The 18,857-nt window shown below is 45.5% G+C and carries 14 protein-coding genes; 7 read left to right on the forward strand and 7 right to left on the reverse strand.

Annotated features, from left to right (window positions below; genetic code table 11):
* Positions 1–5 precede the first annotated feature (5 nt).
* The 4 genes from rpmE (at position 6) to LEP1GSC058_RS17425 (ending at position 3,236) form a co-directional block, all read left to right on the forward strand.
* A complete protein-coding gene (gene rpmE, locus LEP1GSC058_RS17410) occupies positions 6–206 on the forward strand; it encodes a 50S ribosomal protein L31 (RefSeq protein ID WP_010417788.1) in 201 nt (66 codons plus the stop codon).
* A gap of 63 nt (positions 207–269) precedes the next feature.
* Positions 270–1,067 (forward strand): pentapeptide repeat-containing protein, encoded by a 798-nt coding sequence (locus LEP1GSC058_RS17415; protein WP_016550260.1) that lies wholly within the window; start codon positions 270–272, stop codon positions 1,065–1,067.
* Positions 1,051–1,242, forward strand: a complete 192-nt coding sequence (locus tag LEP1GSC058_RS17420) for a hypothetical protein (protein WP_016549797.1) — start codon at positions 1,051–1,053, stop codon at positions 1,240–1,242. Before LEP1GSC058_RS17415 ends, LEP1GSC058_RS17420 begins: the two co-directional genes overlap by 17 nt.
* A gap of 125 nt (positions 1,243–1,367) precedes the next feature.
* Positions 1,368–3,236, forward strand: a complete 1,869-nt coding sequence (locus LEP1GSC058_RS17425) for an esterase/lipase family protein (RefSeq protein ID WP_039948766.1) — start codon at positions 1,368–1,370, stop codon at positions 3,234–3,236.
* 44 nt (positions 3,237–3,280) lie between these two features.
* On the opposite strand, the gene LEP1GSC058_RS17430 is transcribed toward LEP1GSC058_RS17425, so the two are convergent.
* Both LEP1GSC058_RS17430 and ispG read right to left on the reverse strand, forming a co-directional pair.
* Complete coding sequence (locus tag LEP1GSC058_RS17430) at positions 3,281–4,951, reverse strand: alkaline phosphatase family protein (RefSeq protein ID WP_039948505.1); 1,671 nt, start codon at positions 4,949–4,951, stop codon at positions 3,281–3,283.
* 141 nt (positions 4,952–5,092) lie between these two features.
* On the reverse strand, positions 5,093–7,090 hold the full coding sequence (ispG, locus tag LEP1GSC058_RS17435; RefSeq protein ID WP_016549865.1) for a (E)-4-hydroxy-3-methylbut-2-enyl-diphosphate synthase: 1,998 nt from the start codon (positions 7,088–7,090) through the stop codon (positions 5,093–5,095).
* A 162-nt stretch (positions 7,091–7,252) separates the two neighbouring features.
* Here ispG and LEP1GSC058_RS17440 point away from each other — a divergent pair, with 162 nt between their 5' ends.
* Positions 7,253–7,570 (forward strand): hypothetical protein, encoded by a 318-nt coding sequence (locus LEP1GSC058_RS17440; RefSeq protein ID WP_016550634.1) that lies wholly within the window; start codon positions 7,253–7,255, stop codon positions 7,568–7,570.
* Positions 7,571–7,648: 78 nt separating this feature from the next.
* Positions 7,649–8,938, forward strand: a complete 1,290-nt coding sequence (locus tag LEP1GSC058_RS17445; RefSeq protein ID WP_039948768.1) for a hypothetical protein — start codon at positions 7,649–7,651, stop codon at positions 8,936–8,938.
* Positions 8,939–8,959: 21 nt separating this feature from the next.
* Here LEP1GSC058_RS17445 and LEP1GSC058_RS17450 read toward each other — a convergent pair whose 3' ends face one another.
* Positions 8,960–9,502 carry an SRPBCC family protein gene (locus LEP1GSC058_RS17450; RefSeq protein ID WP_016551046.1) on the reverse strand — a complete coding sequence of 181 codons (543 nt, stop codon included), beginning with the start codon at positions 9,500–9,502 and terminating at the stop codon, positions 8,960–8,962.
* A gap of 341 nt (positions 9,503–9,843) precedes the next feature.
* Here LEP1GSC058_RS17450 and gltB point away from each other — a divergent pair, with 341 nt between their 5' ends.
* Positions 9,844–14,331, forward strand: coding sequence for a glutamate synthase large subunit (gene gltB / locus LEP1GSC058_RS17455; RefSeq protein WP_016549530.1), 4,488 nt, complete (start codon positions 9,844–9,846; stop codon positions 14,329–14,331).
* Between the two features lie 369 nt (positions 14,332–14,700).
* Here the strand turns inward: gltB and LEP1GSC058_RS17460 are convergent, their stop codons facing one another.
* The 4 genes from LEP1GSC058_RS17460 to LEP1GSC058_RS17475 are packed head-to-tail and all read right to left on the reverse strand — an operon-like array spanning position 14,701 to position 18,756.
* A complete protein-coding gene (locus LEP1GSC058_RS17460) occupies positions 14,701–15,822 on the reverse strand; it encodes a glycosyltransferase family protein (RefSeq protein WP_016549399.1) in 1,122 nt (373 codons plus the stop codon).
* A gap of 2 nt (positions 15,823–15,824) precedes the next feature.
* The gene (locus LEP1GSC058_RS17465; protein ID WP_016549596.1) at positions 15,825–16,631 is read right to left on the reverse strand and encodes a TrmH family RNA methyltransferase; all 807 of its coding nucleotides are present in this window, start codon (positions 16,629–16,631) and stop codon (positions 15,825–15,827) included.
* On the reverse strand, positions 16,628–17,494 hold the full coding sequence (locus LEP1GSC058_RS17470) for a class I SAM-dependent methyltransferase (protein ID WP_016550568.1): 867 nt from the start codon (positions 17,492–17,494) through the stop codon (positions 16,628–16,630). The genes LEP1GSC058_RS17465 and LEP1GSC058_RS17470 overlap by 4 nt, the downstream gene beginning before the upstream one ends.
* Complete coding sequence (locus LEP1GSC058_RS17475; RefSeq protein WP_016549377.1) at positions 17,491–18,756, reverse strand: class I SAM-dependent rRNA methyltransferase; 1,266 nt, start codon at positions 18,754–18,756, stop codon at positions 17,491–17,493. Before LEP1GSC058_RS17475 ends, LEP1GSC058_RS17470 begins: the two co-directional genes overlap by 4 nt.
* Positions 18,757–18,857: the final 101 nt, after the last annotated feature.

An 18,857-nucleotide genomic window follows, 5' to 3' on the forward strand; every position in this document is an offset into this window, starting at 1 on the left:
AAATTATGAAAACTGGTATTCATCCAAAATACGCAGAAGCTAAGATCCGTTGCGCATGCGGAGCGGTTTACGAGACTCGTACTACGGTGGGAGATATTCATGTGGAGATTTGCTCTGCATGCCATCCTTACTTTACCGGTAAATCCAAAGTTCTGGATACGGCTGGTCGCGTAGACAAATTCAAGAAAAAATATAAGATGAAGTAAGCTTCCGATTTCTATGTCGGATTTGGCGTTTTTCGAGTCTAAGCTATTGCCGGAGGTAGTTTCATGAAGGCGATGGATTTTGACAAATACAAGGAAATCAACGACCAAAGACTGAACTATAGGGAAATGGAAGATGCAACAGTCGTCTCCAATTACCGAAACGTAGGTTGTGGAGACGGCTACAGAATCTATCTTAAAATCGACGAAAATCGAGTCGTTTCGGACGCAAGTTACACTACGACCGGATGCGGTTTCGGTATCGTAGCCTTGGCTATGGCGACCGAAATTGCCAAAGGCAAATCAATCGACGAACTTAAATCGATCACACCGGAAGACGTAGAGAAGCTTTTCGAATTCCCGGAACGACGTAAAAATTATCCCGAATCCGCAGTAGCGGCACTCCGACAAGCCGTCCAAGATTTTGAAAACGGTTCCGGTGTTCCGAAAGAAAGAAGGATCACGGCTTCCAAAGCAAAAGATCTATTGAAGCAAAACGGAACTCTAAAAGAGGAAGACCTATCTTCGATCATTTTGGAAAAGGAAGATTTCCACGGAGTGGATTTTTCCGGAGCTAACTTAAATAACGCATTTTTAACCAACTGTAATTTCGAAGGCGCGAATTTCGAAGGCGCTCGTCTGAGAGGAGCCTTCCTCAACTCCGCGAATCTCAAAGGTGCAAATTTTCGAGGGGCCGATTTGAGATGGGCCAAGCTTGCCGGTGCCAAAATCGATGGAGCGGATTTTACCGACGCGGTATACGATATCGGTACTCGAGTCGACCAAGCGCAGATTCACATTTTTTCTTCCATGAAAAAGGAAGGAAAAGGCGTGTATATGGAGAAGGATGAAGCCGGGAGATAAGGTAAAGTTGACCAAGAGAAGTTTCCTATTAAAGGGAGTGATCGTATTAACCGGAGCCCAAGTGGAAATCCTGGAAATCGACGGTGACAAAGTTTCCGTTTTATATAATGATCGAGAAGGGTATCCGCATACGATTTCGGATTTAAGCCTTTCCGAACTAGCTCCCCTCGACTGAGAAAATTTTTATAGATCCGGGATTTCCCGGCAAGGCAAACTCTGACTTTACGGAAACTCGGAAACCTGACTATCATGGTTTCTTCGTTCGACGGATCGAGCGATCCGGAAAAAGGGCGAATTGAAATGCGATTCTCTTTCATTTTTAATTTTTATCCACGATTAATTCTTCTTATAGGATTTTTGCTCCTCGATTGCGCCACATACACGACTAAGAATTACTCCAAATACGAACATGAGAATTTAGTTCGCTTAAACGCGGTCAATTACGAAGGATTAAGCGAACTGACTGTTCGGTTTCTGAAAAGCAACGACCTGTTCGAAAGTTATCGGGAATATCCAAGAGTCGTTATTTATGATTTGGACAATCGTCTTATCGCAACCAAGTCTAGAAACTTATCCTATTATTTGGCCGAGCTCTGCTATCGTTCCGGATCATCCTTGGATTCCGAGGATCCGATGTTCGCCAGGATGTTCGCTTCCGCGCTCGTTTATTCTTATACGTATCTATTCGATTCTCACGGCATTCCGGAGCCTGATCCTTATTCACTTGAATTCAGATTCGCGTTAGAAACTTATAATCGCTCCTTGGAACAACTGGTTCGTTTCGCTAAACGGAATCGTAAATTGGCGAACATGACCGATTTGAACCTGCCTTTAATACGCGGAACTCTCACGATGGTGAACGTGAAAGTCGAAACTGCCTGGACTCCTAAAAGTTTTCTTCAAGTGGAAGTCGCGTCCGATTATAAAGTCACGGGATTTTCGAACCATATCAGTAAATACGGAATCGGAGCGCCTTTGATACTCGTTCGTAAGCATCCGGAACTGGAGTCTCCGGAGCGTAGGAAATACGAATTTATCGCCGGAGTAGGTCAGGCATATCCCGGAACCGCTTTCTTAAGTTTAGAAGAATCATATTTAGAAAACCGGAATCTAGACCTTAAGGCAACCATACATCTATACGATCCGGTTTATCGGGACAGAATTAAGTTTTCCGGATTGGACCTTCCGATGGAAAGCGATACGACGACCCCTCTGGCATATATGCTTTCGATCGCTCAAAAAAGCGATAGTCTATGGGCGACATTTGACGGGGAAACCGGACGAGAAAGAAGAGGATTGTATTTCGTTTATCCGTATCGATCGGATAAGATTCCTGTCGTATTCGTTCACGGTCTGGCTTCTTCTCCTTTTATTTGGTTCCCGATGATAAACGAATTACTTTCCGATCCGCAGATTAAGGAACGATATCAATTTTGGGTGTATTGGTATCCGACCGGGAGTCCGATATCGTTGTCGGGAGCCGAGTTTAGAGAAACTTTATACGATTTAAGAAAAGTTTACGATCCTAAAAAAGAGCATAAAGCTTTTGACAAAATGGTTCTAGTAGGTCATAGCATGGGCGGAATTTTGTCAAAAATGATGGTGACTCGTAGTAGAAAAGAAGATTGGATGCAGGCGGCAAAAGTCGATTCGTCAAAATTCGTTTCGCTTCCCGACGATCTGAAGAAGGAGATGATCCGATTTTTCGACTATGATCCGGTCCCTTTCGTAAAGAGAGTTATTTTTATCGCGACTCCGCATAAGGGATCCACATTGGCCGAGGGGTTTTTAGGCGCGGTGGCGAGATTATTGTTCGTTCTACCTAAAGGTGTCGCTACGAACATGGGAAAGGTATTTCGATTTTTAACGTTAGAAAAAACCGAAGACTCTTTCGTTCCGGAAACGTACGGAGTCGATAGTCTTTCTCCGCAGAGTATTTTCATAAAAGTCACCGGAAATGCCAGACCGCAAGTGAAGTTTCATTCGATTATCGGAAACTCAAGATTGCGGGATTTGGATTGGATCAACGATTCGGTGGTTTCTTACGATAGCTCGCATATCGACGGCGCTGAATCCGAATTGCTGGTTCCATCGGAACATTCCGTTCAAAATCATATCCCTACGTTTTTAGAAGTAAAACGAATTCTTATAGAACACCGATCCAAGTAATAGTAAAGATACGCCTCGCGATGGCATATCTTTACTATCGGAATTCATTCCAAGGGCAGTATTTGTCCGTCCACTTTGCCGACTTGTTTTAAGCCTAAATATTTGGCGAGGGTGGGTGCAAGATCGACGATCTTCGTCGGTTTCGAAACTTTCTTTGCCGTCCAAGGACCTAAAAATATCAACGGAACTTTCCGATCGTAATCGTGAGGACTTCCATGATGTACTAGGTATTCGAATTTATCCGTATCTCCGATTGCCGTATATTCTTTGAACGCGACTAAGATATCTCCTGATCGACCGGGAACATAACTGAGTCTCAAGCGTTCTTTAATCGAATACTGCTCCGAATCATTTTTAGAAGGCGGATCTAATTTTTGGAGCTCGTCAGCGGAAATAGCCGTCAAAACTCCCGGCATCGTCTTGAGCACTTCAAGAGACGCAGCCATTACCTTTTCCTTGGAAACTCCGGCTTTATCCAAATTGTATTTAGGTCTGATATAAATTTGGGAAGGATCACGAATCTTCCAGAATAATTCCGCTTCTCCGGTTCCTAAACGAGCCGCAACTTCCTTTACAAATTTGCGTCTCCAGACGTCCGGATCGATTCGATTTGCATCCTTTCCAGCTTCCATAAGACGCTCCGTTAAATCGGGAGCTCCATGATCGGCAGTAAGAATAATCCAGGCGTCCGGATGCGAAACTCGCATTTTTTCGATAAACGTACCGATAATCTCGTCCAGATGCAAAAGTTGGTCTCGCATTTCCGGTCCTTGGTTTCCGAATCCGTGGCCGATGTAATCGGTGGCTGATAATCCGATTGCGATCAGATCCGTCGTTTCTCCCTGACCTAATTTTTCCTCATCGATTAAGCGAATCGCTCCTTCGATAACCGCGTCGTCGAAAAACGGAGATGCACGGTACCGGAGATAGGTCGATTTATCGAGTGGACTTCCGGCCTTATAGATCGCTTTATTCGCTCCGGTGTTCAGGGAATACGTTCCAACTTGATATTTCCCGGAATTAAAATTTCTATGAGTCGGTAGTTTCCAAGTGATATCTTCGGCGAATCGATTTAAAACTTTTTTGTTATACGATTCCAACCATTGGGGTAATTCCTTTCCGTAAAACGTGGAGGTCGTAAAGATAAACGACTCTTCGTCAAACCAAAATGCGCCGGACGGTTTTGTGCCACCCATCAAAACGGCCGCTCTATCCTTACCGGCAAACGTATAAACTCTGGAATTCGGGACCTGAGATAAAAGCCAATCGCCAATCGTAGTTCCATCGAAGTGTTTCGGGCTGGCCCCGGTTCCTTTCTTCTTCGATTCTAAAATGTCGGTATCTTTATCGGTAACGCAATAAATTTCCTCGCCATTCTCGGGATCCGTCCAACTGTTTTGAGTAATCTTAGTATGAGTCGGGAAGCGGCCGGAAAGAATAACGGAATGACCCGGCCCCGTTTCGGTAAAACCGTGAGCGTGATAGGAATTCGTGAAATAAATGCCTTCTTCCTGGAGTATTTTGAAACCTCTAGTAAATTCTCCTCCCCACGTTTTGAGAGACTTCGGATCGATCAAGTTGGCGGCAAGTTGATCGACGGAAATTACGACGACCAATTTGGGTCGAATCGGTGCGACGGACGATGGTGCAGTAAAGATTGAACTAAAAGCGATCGTAACCGCAAAAATTACAAAAAGGGGTTTAAATCGGCGCATGTTAATCAGATTGTGGAGGGCTCTTCAGGTTCGAAAAGAACTTTTCGAAGAAGGAAGATTTAAGATCGAAACCGATTTGATTACAAATTCAAGTCAAAGATTCGAGGGATTCGCTTAATATTTCCTCGAATTCAGAGCGGATTAAATCGTTTCGACCGATTCCTGCTCGATCCACATTCCGGATTCCTTAATGAGTTGAACGAGTTTTTCGTCGGCTTCTTCCGAAGGAACATTTTTTAAGACGATTTCTTTTCCTTTGTACAAATGCACTTTTCCCGGTCCTGCACCGACGTATCCGAAGTCGGCATCCGCCATTTCTCCGGGACCGTTCACGATGCAACCCATCACCGCGATTTTGACGCCCTTGAGATGTCCGGTTCTAGCCTTGATTCTTGCCGTGGTCGTCTGCAGATCGAATAGAGTACGACCGCAAGAAGGGCAGGAAATATATTCAGTTTTTGTAAGTCTGAGTCTTGTCGCCTGAAGAAGATCGAATCCGAGTTGCAGCACCGATTCCGGATCCGAATCTGCGATTCGAATTCTCAGCAGATCACCGATTCCGTCAACCAGCAAGCCGCCGATGCCGATGGAAGACTCGAATAATGCCGCGTCGAGACTTTCAAATTCTCCGGCGAGGACGATCGGATAGTCTGAGTCGCTCAGGATTCTTGCCAGCTTCCGATAATCGTGAAGGATATGAGGCGTCCGAAGAGAGAAAGCGATGGATTCTATTCCGTTTTCTTTAAATACTTCCGGGAGCCCGTTCAGGCTTTCGATCTGATAGGATTGAACGGAGAGTTCGGTTAACCCGCGACCTTCCCTTAGCTTCAGAAAATCCGTTAGAGCGTCGATATTCTGAAAATGATAGAATGGATCGATCGTGATTTTAGGAAACGGTTTTAAATCCTCTAAATCATTCGCGAATAATAATTCGTGTTGCTCCAGAATGACTCCTATCGGAAGGGCGGACGATTTGGAAATTTCGAGGAGTTCTTCCCTTCGATTCGAATCGGAAGGAAACGGAACCGAAACGAATTCCACTTCCAAAGATCTATTTCTTGCGAAATTTTTAAGCGAAGTAAGAGTATTCGAAAATTCTCCCGGAGAGGAAAAATTCAAAACGGATTCGATACGAACCGGATGACTCTCGCCGATTTCTGCGCTCGAAACTCGAATCGGTTTACTATAGAACCGTTGGTATGTATAAGGGTTTCTAAATTCCGAATAGGAAATGCCGCTTGCTTCCGGAAATATTTTCGTATTGTACGTTTCCGCAAGATAACGGGCCACGGGAATTTCGTGGATCGGGTCTTCGGTTAGGGAAACTCGAATCGTATCTCCGAGTCCATCTTCCAATAGGGATCCAATTCCGATTGCGGACTTAATTCTGCCGTCTTTCCCGTCTCCCGCTTCGGTCACTCCTAGGTGGAGGGGATAATCCATTTGCAATTCCAAAAACCTGCTGCAGAGAAGTCGATAAGCCTGGATCATCACCTGGGGATTCGAAGCCTTCATGCTTACGATGATATCCTTATAACCGATCGCTTCTGCGATGCGGATAAACTCGATCGCCGATTCCACCATTCCCATCGGAGTATCGCCGTAGCGATTCATGATTCTGTCGGAAAGGGAGCCATGATTGGTTCCGATTCGCATGGAAACTCCTAGCTCCTTACAACGGGAAACCAACGGAGAAAATACTTCCGCTATTCGTTCCAGCTCTTCATCGTATTCCGAATCGGAATAATCTCGAACTGCGAATTTTTTTTTGTCCGCAAAATTTCCGGGATTAACTCGAACCTTTTCGACCCATTCCACGGACTTCATCGCAACGCTAGGAGTAAAATGAATGTCCGCGACCAGAGGCACTTTACTCCCTGTACGTTTTAATTCTTTTCTAATATTCGGTAGATTATCCGCATCCGGCTGCGACGGAACCGTCAATCTTACGATTTCACAGCCTGCTTCCTCCAACTCCAATATCTGACGTACCGAATTCTCCGTATCTCGCGTATCGGCGGTAATCATGGATTGGATTCGAACGGGGTTATCGCCTCCGACCCCTATGTCTCCGACTTTCACTTCCCGGGTACGACGACGTTTATAGGAAAAAGGGGAATGATTGTATCGGAAATTCATCTTAGGCGATCTCTTAATAACAATTTGGACCCCGGTAGGCCGCTTGTCATGTAGGATTTTAGGGAAAAAATTCTCTTTCCATAATTTGAGATCGGGGGGGAGGCGGGCCGATATTCTGTATAGCGGCCAGGTTCATTTGCCCGGACCCTGCTTTTATCAAAAATGGATTTTCTAAATAAAAAGGAAAGCGAAGACGACAAGGTTTACCGAATACGGTTAACCGTTGCCATTTATAGGAATAATATTCTCTCATATAAGAACGATATCGTCGTTCCTTCCATTTATAAAAGAAGAAACGAAGCTCGTTCTCATATTCGAAAAGAGGTAGGAGAACGATTGGTCCATTCTTCCTTTTTTCGTTCTCCTCGCCCGGATTACGATTTGGTCCGTTATTCGGACGAAGCGACCTGTAACACGTTCCTGAGATATCGTATCGTAAGCGGGTCTTTGAACGAGGAAGAAATTTCCAAAACTGTTTGATAAAAAGACCCATCCAGAGCTTCCTAATTGTCTTGAAGTTTGCCCCGGAACGGGAAAAACTTGACCGCAAATCCGATTATGGAAACTCGAAAGGTCATTGAGAGGAACGCGGAAGGGGAATACGCTCTGACCGCTTATGGTGAGTTCCTCAGTTACTTCCACACTCATATTCAACTATTCGGAACTCTTGTTTCTCAAAAGAAAATTTCTCCAAAAGAGCAAGAAGCATTAAAAAATAAAATCCGATCTTATATCGTAAATAACGTCCAAAAGACGGATCATTTCTTCGATCAACTTCCTCAATTCGCTCAATTTCTGGAAATCAGTACTCAAGATCTTTCCGCGTATATGAACCGGAATTTTTTAGGGGCATTGAATAAGGTTAAGGCGAAACTGATCGAGCAAGAAGTCGCGGTGGACAAATCTCCCAAGAAAAAAAGATACGGGCGGATCACCGACGAGATTATTGAAGGTCTCGGATTTCTGCTTCCAAAAGGATTTCGGTTCGAACAGCAAGAAGAAATCCTCTATTTAATCGACGGATCCACCGGAAAAAAAGTCGAGTCGGCGGGTTCTGCAGAAGCGATCCGAGACGGGGCCAAGGTTGCTGCTACAGTAACGAAGGCTCCTCCGGTTCCGGTTCGGCGGGGGCCCGAAACTCCGATCTTGCAGGAAATTCTTTCCAAATACGGAGACCTTTTTGTAGGAACTCCTATCGTTTTGAAGAAAGAGGAGCTGGAAGAGGACGATATTCCGATTCAAGTCAATGCGAATGAAATTCTTTCCGAGGTGGACGATCTTAAATTCGAAGGGGGATTCGCATTCGACAGTGACGACGATATGCCTGCGACTCCGCTCGAACAGCCGGTCGTTATCGCGTTTTCCAGATATATGGATCAGGTCAGTAAGGTTCGAGCATTTCAAAAAGCGGGGCAATTGGAAGAATACAAACGTTGGGTAAGTACTTTACCTTCGGAAGAAAACGCGTTGGTCCAATTGCAATCATCTCTTCTGAAAGAATCAAAGGGCGAAGTCGTGGATTGGGACGGTATTATTTCGCAGTTAACCGGTCGGACCGGACTGTCGGACCATCGCTTGCGGAAGGTTTTGGAATTAGGAAGGGATTTTTTTAGGATTCGGAACCAACTTGAATCTTCCTGGAATCGGGCCAAGACGGCGAGTCCGGCGGTTTCGGATCTTGTCAAGAAAGCCTGGCCACATATTCTACGGGTAATGGACGAGTACCCGGAGATGGGCCAATTAAAGGCAAAGATGGATCAGCTTCTATCCCGAATTCCGGACGTCAGTCAGAGAAAGATATTATCCGATCTTTTCTTTTCGCCGGTTCTATCGATTCGGAAAAATTAAAAAAATCGAATTTAGCTCGATCTATTTGCGTTCCTGCGATTCCGCTTTTTCCTTTAGAGCGCTGAGGCTACGTTCGAAAGTTGGACCCATCATTTTGTCCATTAACAATGCCATATAACGGAAGCCGAGGTGATAACCTGAATCCCAAGAGTCCGTCCATGTTACTTTTGTTCCGCTCGATTCAGGTTCGAAGGAAAATTTTCCGACTATGGAAAAATTCGTATCTTGCATCGCGAGTTCGAATTCGACGCCTAAGCGTTTGTCGGCCTTGATGATTTTTTGAGAACCGTTTCCCATTTTCTTAGAAATCCAGGTGCGACTCGCACCAACACCTTCCTCCGGACCGGAATACGAATATTTAATTTCGGGATCTTCATAGTCAAAATCGCTCCACTGTCCCCAGCCTTTTTTGAAATTCGCAACGTACGCGAAGATCTCTTCCGGCGGCGCTTTGATTACGATGCTCCGGCTTACGCTTCCGCTCGAGGGTAAAAGTAGGCCGACTACGATTAACACCAGAGCTAAAGCGACTAAACCTAGTATTGTGATTCTGAATGCCTTCATCGTGTTTTTCCCCCAGTAAAAGTTTTATGGCTTCCGAGAGCAGTAGCAGAAGTCGAAACTTGAAAGTTCGGAAAAGTTTCTCTAAGAAAACCCCGGGCGTCAAGTTGTTCTACTTGGATCTCCTAAAGCCGTTTCGCGAAAGAACTACGCTAATTTTCCGAGGGGGAATTCCGCCAAAAAGATCGTTTTCAATATAAGCAACTGCCAATTTACTGGTCTTAGAATCGATAATTTGCCGGAAAATTCAGCCTTCGAGCGCAAAAAAGTAGGGGGTCCCCTTACCACATATGAAGTCCGCGCAATGCCTCGAATTCATATCTACCCGAAAGGACACCTCGCGAATGTTAAAACTTGACGAACAATTGCGGATCCAAAAGTACTTGGAGGAAAGTGGTCTCTATGAGAGATCCTTCGAGCACGATAACTGCGGAGTAGGTTTCGTCGCTTCATACAAAGGCGAATCCAGCCACCGCATTGTTTCTATGGGTCTGAAGGCAGTCGGATGCCTGACTCACCGTGGAGCCGTCGACGCCGATATGAAAACCGGCGACGGTGCGGGAGTAATGTTCCGTATCCCGAAAAAATTGTTCGCTAAGTATATCGAAGACATGGGTCACCGTCGTCCTGACGAAGATTCTATCGGCGTAGGAATGGTGTTCCTGCCTCGCGAAGACATCGACAAGCAAGATATTTGTCGCAGCTTAATCGAATCCGCTTTGATGAAATTCAACTTTAAGCTTTACGCTTGGAGATATGTTCCGGTAAATCCGGAAGTTCTCGGACCGAAAGCGAATGCTTCCCGTCCTCAGATCGAGCAAGTATTGATCGGTAAGCCGGATGGGATGTCCAACGAGGATTTCGAGACTAAGTTATTCTTAATTCAGAAAAAAGTAATGCGTGACGCTCAGAAATTATCCATGAGCGAAGACTTCTATATCTGCTCGTTCTCCGCCGAGAGAATCGTCTTTAAAGGACTCTTTAACGGAAACCAAGTAGCGCAGTTTTACGAAGATTTAAAAAGCGATGAAATGGAATCTCCTTATTGCATTTTTCACCAGCGTTATTCCACGAATACTTTTCCTAGTTGGGCATTGGCTCAACCTTTCCGGATTCTCGCCCATAACGGAGAGATTAATACGATTGTCGGAAATAGAATTTGGATGCTCGCTAGGGAAGAGGAATTGGAGTGCGAAAAATGGGGGGAGGCTCAGAAGGAGATCCACCCGATCATCCGCCCACATATGTCCGATTCCGCAAGCCTCGATAATGCGATGGAGGCCATCGTACGTTCCGGAAAGGACGTCCTTCACGCAAAGGCAATGCTGATCCCGAATGCCTGGAGTAAGAATTTCCAGATGTCCGAAGCGTTAAAATCTTTTTACGAATATAATAATACTTTAACGGAGCCTTGGGACGGTCCGGCTGCTTTGGCTTTTGCCGAAGGGGATTGGGTCGGTGGCGGGTTAGACCGGAACGGATTACGGCCGGCACGCTACGTTACGACCGAAGACGGTCTCGTAGTCATGGGCTCGGAAGTAGGACTCGTGCAAATCGACGAGGATACCATCACGAGAAAAGGACGCCTCGGTCCGGGCGAGATGCTTGCCGTTAACCTGAAAGAAGGCAAAGTATATTTTAACGACGATATCAACGCACTCTTCGAAAAAAAATACGATTATCGCGAGTGGTCCAAAGAAAACGTAGAGTATCTGGACCAGAACATCGACGATTCGATCGCGAGCGCGGTTACATATAAGGGAGACGATCTACGAAGAAGACAAATCCTGTTCGCATACTCTCCATACAAACAGAAAGTCGTCATTCGTCCTCAGGCCCTCAGCGGCAAAGAAGCCATCGGCTCGATGGGAGACGATACTCCTCTTTCCATTTTGATGCTTTCTCGGATCGGATTGTACACTTATTTCCGTCAGAGATTCGCTCAGGTTACGAATCCTCCGATCGATTATCTGCGGGAGAAAGGAGTTACTTCTCTTTACACTCGTTTAATCAAAAAGATGAATTTGTTCGGGAACGAGAAACCTCAAAACTGTCTGGTTCTCTCACATCCGTATCTGACAAATCTAGGGTTGCAAAGAATTCGGGAAAAAGACGGAAAACAATACAAGATCGTTACTCTGGATGCGACATTCGAGGCCCATCACGAAGCGGGTGCGGATTCCAATTATCTAGAAAGATCTTTGGATAATCTTCTCGCAAACGCCGTAAAGGCCGCGAACGAAGGCGTGAATATCCTGATTCTTTCGGATAAAAAATTGAATAAGGAGCGTGCTCCGATCCCGATGGAATTGGCGGTTGCTGCCGTTCATAATCATCTAATCAGAAACAAGAAACGGTCCACTATGAGTATACTTGTGGAAACGGGATCAGCATTCGAAATTCATAATGTAGCTGTTCTTCTGGGTTACGGCGCTTCTGGAGTCAATAGTTACTTAATTTGGGATACTCTTTTCGATATTTGGGAAAGAGGAGAATTCGATTCCGAGGACGGAAAGCGTCCTTCTCTAGCCGAACTTTGCAAGAACTACAGGGCCGGTGTGGATGACGGTCTTTTGAAAGTCATGTCTAAAATGGGAATTTCCATCATGTCTTCTTACGTAGGCGGACAAGTATTCGAGGCCATCGGTCTTTCTAGGACTTTGATTTCGAAATACTTTCCGGGCACTTATTCGAGAATTTCAGGAATCGGAATCGGCGGTATCGAGCAGAATATTCTGCGGAATCACGACCAGGCTTTCTACAAAGAAATCAATCCAGAAGATTTCATTTCGGAAAAGGATGATCAGCCTCATAGATGGTCTCCGAAAGTCGTTAAATTCATTCGTAAAGCCGCCGTTGATAACGATTATGATGCATTCTTGGAAGCTTCCAAAATTCTTAGAGAAAGCGATCCTATCAACATTCGCGATCTATTCGACTTTGTGGAAAGAAAACAGATTCCTATCGACGAAGTTGAAACGGTTTCCGAAATTCAAAAACGTTTTTTAACTCCGGGAATGAGTCATGGAGCGCTATCTATCGAGGCGCATACCGATCTAGCGGTCGCGATGAATCGCTTGGGATCGAAGTCTTCCTCAGGTGAGGGCGGCGAACATCCTTCAAGATACGTCGTAGATTCCAAAGGAGACCTTGCGAATTCTTCCATCAAGCAGGTCGCTTCGGGACGTTTCGGAGTGACTTCCGAATACTTGAACTCCGCCCAAGAGTTAGAGATCAAAATCGCCCAAGGGGCAAAGCCTGGAGAAGGCGGACAGCTTCCCGGAAAGAAAAATAACGAGGAAATTGCGACCAACCGTCATACGCCGGCAGGCATCGATTTGATTTCTCCTCCTCCTCACCACGATATTTATTCCATCGAGGATTTGTCGCAGTTGATTTACGATTTAAAGCAAGCCAATCATAAGGCTCAAGTTTCAGTTAAACTTGTTTCGGAAGCGGGAGTGGGAACGATCGCTGCGGGAGTCGCTAAAGCCAATGCTGACATCATTTTGATTTCAGGACATGTCGGCGGAACCGGAGCCGCATCATTGACTTCGATCAAGCACGCGGGGTCTCCATGGGAATTGGGACTTTCCGAAGCACATCAAGTTCTTGTAATGAATGGGCTTAGGGATAGAGTCGTTCTTCGCACGGATGGGGGAATTGTCTCCGGTCGCGACGTGATCATCGCCGCTTGTCTGGGAGCGGAGGAATACGGAATCGGAACCGCTTCCCTGGTAGCGCTCGGTTGCATCATGGCGCGCAAATGCCATTTGAATAATTGTCCTACCGGAATCGCGACTCAAGATCCGAAATTCCGAGCTAAATACAAAGGTTCCCCCGACCAAGTAGCGAACCTTATGACTCTACTTGCTATGGAAGTTCGGGAATATCTAGCGAAACTCGGTTTTCGATCTATGGACGAAATCGTCGGCCGCACGGACCTCCTCAAGCAGATCACTCGTTATGAACAGGACCGTTTGGATTCGTTGGACCTCAATCCGATTTTAGTTCGCCTTCCTCTCCTCTACGATTCGGCGAAGAAGAAAAATCGTCTGGAAAGGAGAGAGCCTGTCGGAGAAGTTCTAGATGATAGAATCATTAAGGATGCCGAGCCGGCGCTCGAAGGAAAGACCTCCATGTCGCTTTCCTATTCCGTCAGGAATACGAATCGTACGGTTGGAGCGAAGGTTTCCGGAATCATTTCTCGGAAGTACGGTTCAAAAGGTCTTCCCGGTAAACTTGAAGTGATTCTCGAAGGGACTGCGGGACAGTCTTTGGGGGCCTGGTTAGCGAAGGGCGTTCAAATTACGTTGCACGGTGATGCGAACGATTACGTAGGAAAAGGCCTTTGCGGAGGAACGATCGCAATTCGCAAACATCGTCGTTCTAAACTGAAAGCATACGAAAACGTGATCATCGGAAATACCTGTTTATACGGCGCTACTTCCGGAAAACTATTTTGCTCAGGTCGTGCCGGGGAACGTTTCGGAGTCAGAAACTCCGGTGCAGATGCGGTTGTCGGAGGAGCGGGAGACCACTTCTTGGAATACATGACTAGCGGAACCGTAGTTTGCCTCGGAACCGTCGGTAAAAATATGGGCGCCGGTATGACCGGAGGAAAAGCTTACTTCTTCCAAAAAGGTTGGGAGCTCGAGCCGTTACTAAATAAGGAATATGTTAAGATCGTTGAATTGGAACACGAAGATAACGATGCAATCAAAGCCTTGATTACGGAACATACGAAGCTTACGGGCTCCGAATTATCGGACGAGATTCTTAAGAGTTGGGAAGATTCTAAAAAGTATTTCGTAAAGGTTGTTCCAAAATAGTTCAATCGTTTCATTAAAACCGAAGGGTAGATCGCATGAGGGTCTCTCTTCGGCAAGCCCGCCGGAATACTGAGAATCTTGGAAATTGAAAACCTTCACTTATTTTAGGTGGGGAACGGTTTGGGCGGCTAAGGGATTTGTATTCCCCACCGGTCGTGGGTGGGGGGCCGGTCGGTGGTACCCCGCGTTCCCGGCAGGCTGGATCGCGTATCTATCACAGATTCGGAAAACCTTCAAGCATTTTTTGGAACGGCAAATTCTGTGGGAGCTCCAACATTCGCGAACCGATACCTTTCGTTAATCCGGGATTTTTAAACTAGTCGTTTATATAATTAAAATATAGAGTTCGTAGAACTTTCGGTTCCCGATTCATTGCCACGATAGAAGCTCTTCGATCGCGCTTGCGATATCCGCGACTCCATTCGTTTGCAAACGGGGGTCGCTTTCAGGTCGCTTATTACCTGCGTTTACGGACGCTTCTTCCCATCTGAAATTATATAAATCATCGTGACTGATAAACGAAGAGTAAAAATTCTTCTCCAAAGCTTCGACTAAAAATTGGTATTCGGGAAAATCGCCTCTATCGGTGTACAAAATTCGAGTATTTGCCAATAACGCTTCACTTAAGATTCCGTATCCCGGTTTCGTTAAAACAAAATCGCAGGCAGTAATTAAATCCGGATAATGGCAAGGCGGAACGGAAACTACTCCGAGGGAATTGGGGGTAGGGCCTTTCAGCTCGGTGCCGCTGATCACGATTCTTTTTTTTGCGGGATTCCAATCTCGCCATGAAAACCGTTCAGGATCGATTCCATAGGCGCCAAAGGAGAAAAGATAATATTCGACATCCTTCTCAAAACCGAATTGTCGTCGTGCTTCTTCTTTGGATAAATTCGGCTTTCGACCCAATAATCCGATCTCTCTTTTATTATTAAGCGAAGTTGTCGGGCAGGAAAAAGGTAAAATCAACCCCAAGTCGCAAAGCGCATACTCGTTACGAATTTCTTCCGCATACTGTGAGAATATCGGTCGTTTATAGTGTGAATAAATGAAGTCCCAGGTGAAATTACCCAAGAAGAAGGATGGGATTTTTAATTTAGAGGAAACGGCAAAAGGAAGAGGCGCGGCATCCGACCAGACGAGATCGTATCCGTCTTTTTGGGAAAATGCGTATTCCGTTTCGATCCAGCTTTCTTTTTGAGAACGAAATAGCTCGATCTCCTTTTCGGTCGCATACAAATCCATTCCGAGAGAATCTCTTTGAACGATACCGACATCCGTCTTCGACTTCCGAAATTGAATTCTATCCTTGGATCGAAGCCACGATTCGTTTTTATTTAAAGTGAACGAAAAGTCTTCGGCTCGTTCAGAAACGATAGTTGCAGACCAACCGCTATTATTCGCGAGTAAAAATGAAATCGCTTCAAGGGACCGGCTTATATGCCCGAAACCGTGACTGCTCAAATAGACTAAAAGGCGGACTTGGGCCATTTCTATTTGTTTTGCCTCAACACTTCATACATTAAGATTCCGGCCGACATTGCGAGATTTAAACTATCCGCATGACCTTTCATCGGCAGCGAGATGTAGAGATCGCTCTTTGATCTCGCGAATTCGCTTAATCCATATTGTTCACTCCCGAATACGAGAGCTATCTTGCCTTTTAAGTCGGAGTCCCAATAGACGGATTTCGCTTCCGGCGTAACTGCCGTTATCTTATACCCCTCTTTTTTTAATACGGGATACAGATTCTGAATGAGAGATTGATAAACGTTTAAAGTAAAAAGGGTACCTGTCGAAGAGCGGATCACGTTTGGGTTCAATAAATCCAGCTTAGGATCCGCGACAAAAATCGTGTTAAAGCCGGCACCTTCGGCGGTTCTGAGGATCGTTCCTAAATTTCCGGGCTTCTCCACTCCCTCGACGACTAAAATTGGGGAACCGTTTAGAGGGATCGTTTCGGGGAGGGAAAAATCCGGTAAGAAAGCGGTTGCGATTAGACCGTCTGGCCGATCTCGATACGAAATCTTTTCGAAAATCGGTTTAGGAACGATAATCGTTTTCGCTTGGACGGATTCCACCAAAGCGTCTTCGTTTTCTCCCAAATAGCATTCGGGACAGGTAAGTATATATTCGAATTTTATTTTACCCGAGGTCAATGCTCGAGAAATCTCCCGATACCCTTCGATGAAGAATGCATCGGCTTTTTCCCGATTCTTTTTTTCCTTAAGGCCGGATATGTATTTCAGCTTCTCATTTGAGAAGCTTGTGATCTCGAGGTAATACCGTTTTCCCGTCAAAGTTCCAACCTCTCGGAGTAGAAGATACAATTGGAACCGGCCGGATAAATGCGTCCCGTGGTTTCTTGTATGGAGAGTTCTTCGGTAAGATAATTTCCTTTGCTCCGAATTCTGCCTTCCAATATTCTTCGTAAGGCAAGCGGACTGAATCCGGCCGAATGACAGGTCAATACTACAAACTCCGGTTTGGAATCACAAAGCTGCATGAGGAGGTCCATCATTTCCGGAAGGTCCCGTTCGATTTTAAAAACTTCACCGCTGGCCCCTCTTCCGAAAGTAGGAGGATCTAAAATGAATCCGGCATACTTTTTCTTTCTGCGAATTTCGCGTCCCAAAAATTTAAGTACGTCTTCCACCATCCACCTAACTTTCTTATCCGCTAACCCGGATGCATCGGCGTTCTCTTTAGCCCATTCGACCATTCCTTTGGAAGCGTCGAGGTGGCAAGCGTCCATTCCTCCGGCCAATACGGAAAGAGTCGAAAGACCGGAATAGGCGAATAAATTTAAAACCTCACCTTTGCCGGAAAGTTGCGAAGAAAAATTCCGAATCCTATTCCAGTTTTCCCTCTGTTCCGCAAACAGTCCGAGATGACCGAAAGGAGTGAATCGGATCTTCACGGACAAATCATCGATCTCGATAAAGAATTCGTCTTCGGGCCGGTCCGCCCATTTCCAATTTCCCCCTCCTTTATCACTCCTATGGTACTCCCCATCGGCATCTTTCCAGAGAGCGATCTTAGTCGGCGGCCAGGCGCTCACGGGAGATGGACGAATGATTTTGTACGGCCCAATTTGTTCGAGTTTCTTAAAATTACCGGAATCTAAGAGTTCATAGGTTCCGCTGGATATTGCTCGTTTCATTCGGTACTCGTGTCTGACTTTAATCGATTAACATTTAGATATAAATGAACTTTAAAGTATTTACCTTCGGGGAACTCCCCGCGAATCGGATGATCCGGTTCAGGAGACAGTCGAAATAAATTCTTATAATTCCATCCTTGAGATGCTAGGCTTTCTCGGCCAATCTTTTCAAATTCCTGTTCCGGAATCCGTCCGGAACAGGATAGAAGCACAAGATCGCCGCCGGGTTCTATATGTTCTAGCGATTTTGCAATCAACGTTCTATATGCTTTTTTTGCGGATGGAATCGAGGCTTGCGTCGGTGCGAGATTCGGCGGGTCCAAAACGATGAGTTCAAATTTTCTATGTTCTAGGAAATCCCAGGTTTTAAAAAGATCAGCTCTGACAAGTTCATGAATGCCGATTGAAACCTTGACATTTTTCCGCTCGAAAGCGTTTGCAGGAGGAACGTCGATCAATTGCGAAGCAAATTCTAACAGTGATTCTCTGGAGCCGTCGACCGAAACGATCGATTGAGCGCCCGAAGCCTGCATACAAAGCGAGGTCAGGCCGGTATGACAGAATAAATGTAGGCACTTTCTATCTTTGGCCATTTCTTTCTTTTCCAATAAGGCGATTCGCAAATTTCGAACGTCCAGAAAAAGACCGCCTTTCTGGCCGGGGATCTTAACCTTAAATTCGAGATCCTTCATCCTGATTTTCTCTTCGAACGGAATGTGGGAACTTCCTCGTAAAAACCGCGGTGCCGACGACGGTGCGTTTCCGGTTCTATGGGGAGAAATCAACAGTATTCTTTCGGGTCGAGGTTCATTGACGGTATCCGATGCCGAATACAATAAGCGAACTACTAATCTTGCAAGCCGGTACAAACTTTGGGAATAAATCTGGACAACCCAGGTGTTTGCATATTTATCTACGGTGATTCCGGGGATCTTGTCGTTTTCTCCGTGTAAAATTCTATATGCATCCGTAATGGAACGTAACTGTTTTCGTTTTTCTAATGCGCTTAATAAAGTTTTGCGAAGCGTTTCTAAAGAGAATTCTTTACCGCTCTGTAGAATCCGTATTCCGATCGGTCCGGAAACGGAGTAAATACCGTATCCCAAGACTTCGTTTGTTCCGGATACTAATCGTAGCCAATCGCCGTCCTTGAATGCGGAAGCTGCGGAAGAAATATTTCCCGTCAATATCCATGGATGCCCCGAACGGAGAATTGCTTCGGAGGATTTATTGAGCTGATAACGACGCACTTGGTGAAACAATGTTAAGGGAAGTGTTTGATCGAAAATATTTCTTTCGGAATAAGCAAAAAGGATCTCCCCGGGAACGGAGAGATCCTTCGGATCATAGTTTGTCGATAGAG

The organism is Leptospira fainei serovar Hurstbridge str. BUT 6 (assembly GCF_000306235.2).
GTDB lineage: Bacteria > Spirochaetota > Leptospiria > Leptospirales > Leptospiraceae > Leptospira_B > Leptospira_B fainei.

Bases quoted from the DNA above. Each gene is read 5' to 3' on its own strand.
- rpmE (WP_010417788.1), top strand. From the start codon at position 6: ATGAAAACTGGTATTCATCCAAAATACGCAGAAGCTAAGATCCGTTGC.
- LEP1GSC058_RS17415 (WP_016550260.1), top strand. From the start codon at position 270: ATGAAGGCGATGGATTTTGACAAATACAAGGAAATCAACGACCAAAGA.
- LEP1GSC058_RS17420 (WP_016549797.1), top strand. From the start codon at position 1,051: ATGAAGCCGGGAGATAAGGTAAAGTTGACCAAGAGAAGTTTCCTATTA.
- LEP1GSC058_RS17425 (WP_039948766.1), top strand. From the start codon at position 1,368: ATGCGATTCTCTTTCATTTTTAATTTTTATCCACGATTAATTCTTCTT.
- LEP1GSC058_RS17430 (WP_039948505.1), bottom strand. From the start codon at position 4,951: ATGCGCCGATTTAAACCCCTTTTTGTAATTTTTGCGGTTACGATCGCT.
- ispG (WP_016549865.1), bottom strand. From the start codon at position 7,090: ATGAATTTCCGATACAATCATTCCCCTTTTTCCTATAAACGTCGTCGT.
- LEP1GSC058_RS17440 (WP_016550634.1), top strand. From the start codon at position 7,253: ATGGATTTTCTAAATAAAAAGGAAAGCGAAGACGACAAGGTTTACCGA.
- LEP1GSC058_RS17445 (WP_039948768.1), top strand. From the start codon at position 7,649: ATGGAAACTCGAAAGGTCATTGAGAGGAACGCGGAAGGGGAATACGCT.
- LEP1GSC058_RS17450 (WP_016551046.1), bottom strand. From the start codon at position 9,502: ATGAAGGCATTCAGAATCACAATACTAGGTTTAGTCGCTTTAGCTCTG.
- gltB (WP_016549530.1), top strand. From the start codon at position 9,844: ATGTTAAAACTTGACGAACAATTGCGGATCCAAAAGTACTTGGAGGAA.
- LEP1GSC058_RS17460 (WP_016549399.1), bottom strand. From the start codon at position 15,822: ATGGCCCAAGTCCGCCTTTTAGTCTATTTGAGCAGTCACGGTTTCGGG.
- LEP1GSC058_RS17470 (WP_016550568.1), bottom strand. From the start codon at position 17,494: ATGAAACGAGCAATATCCAGCGGAACCTATGAACTCTTAGATTCCGGT.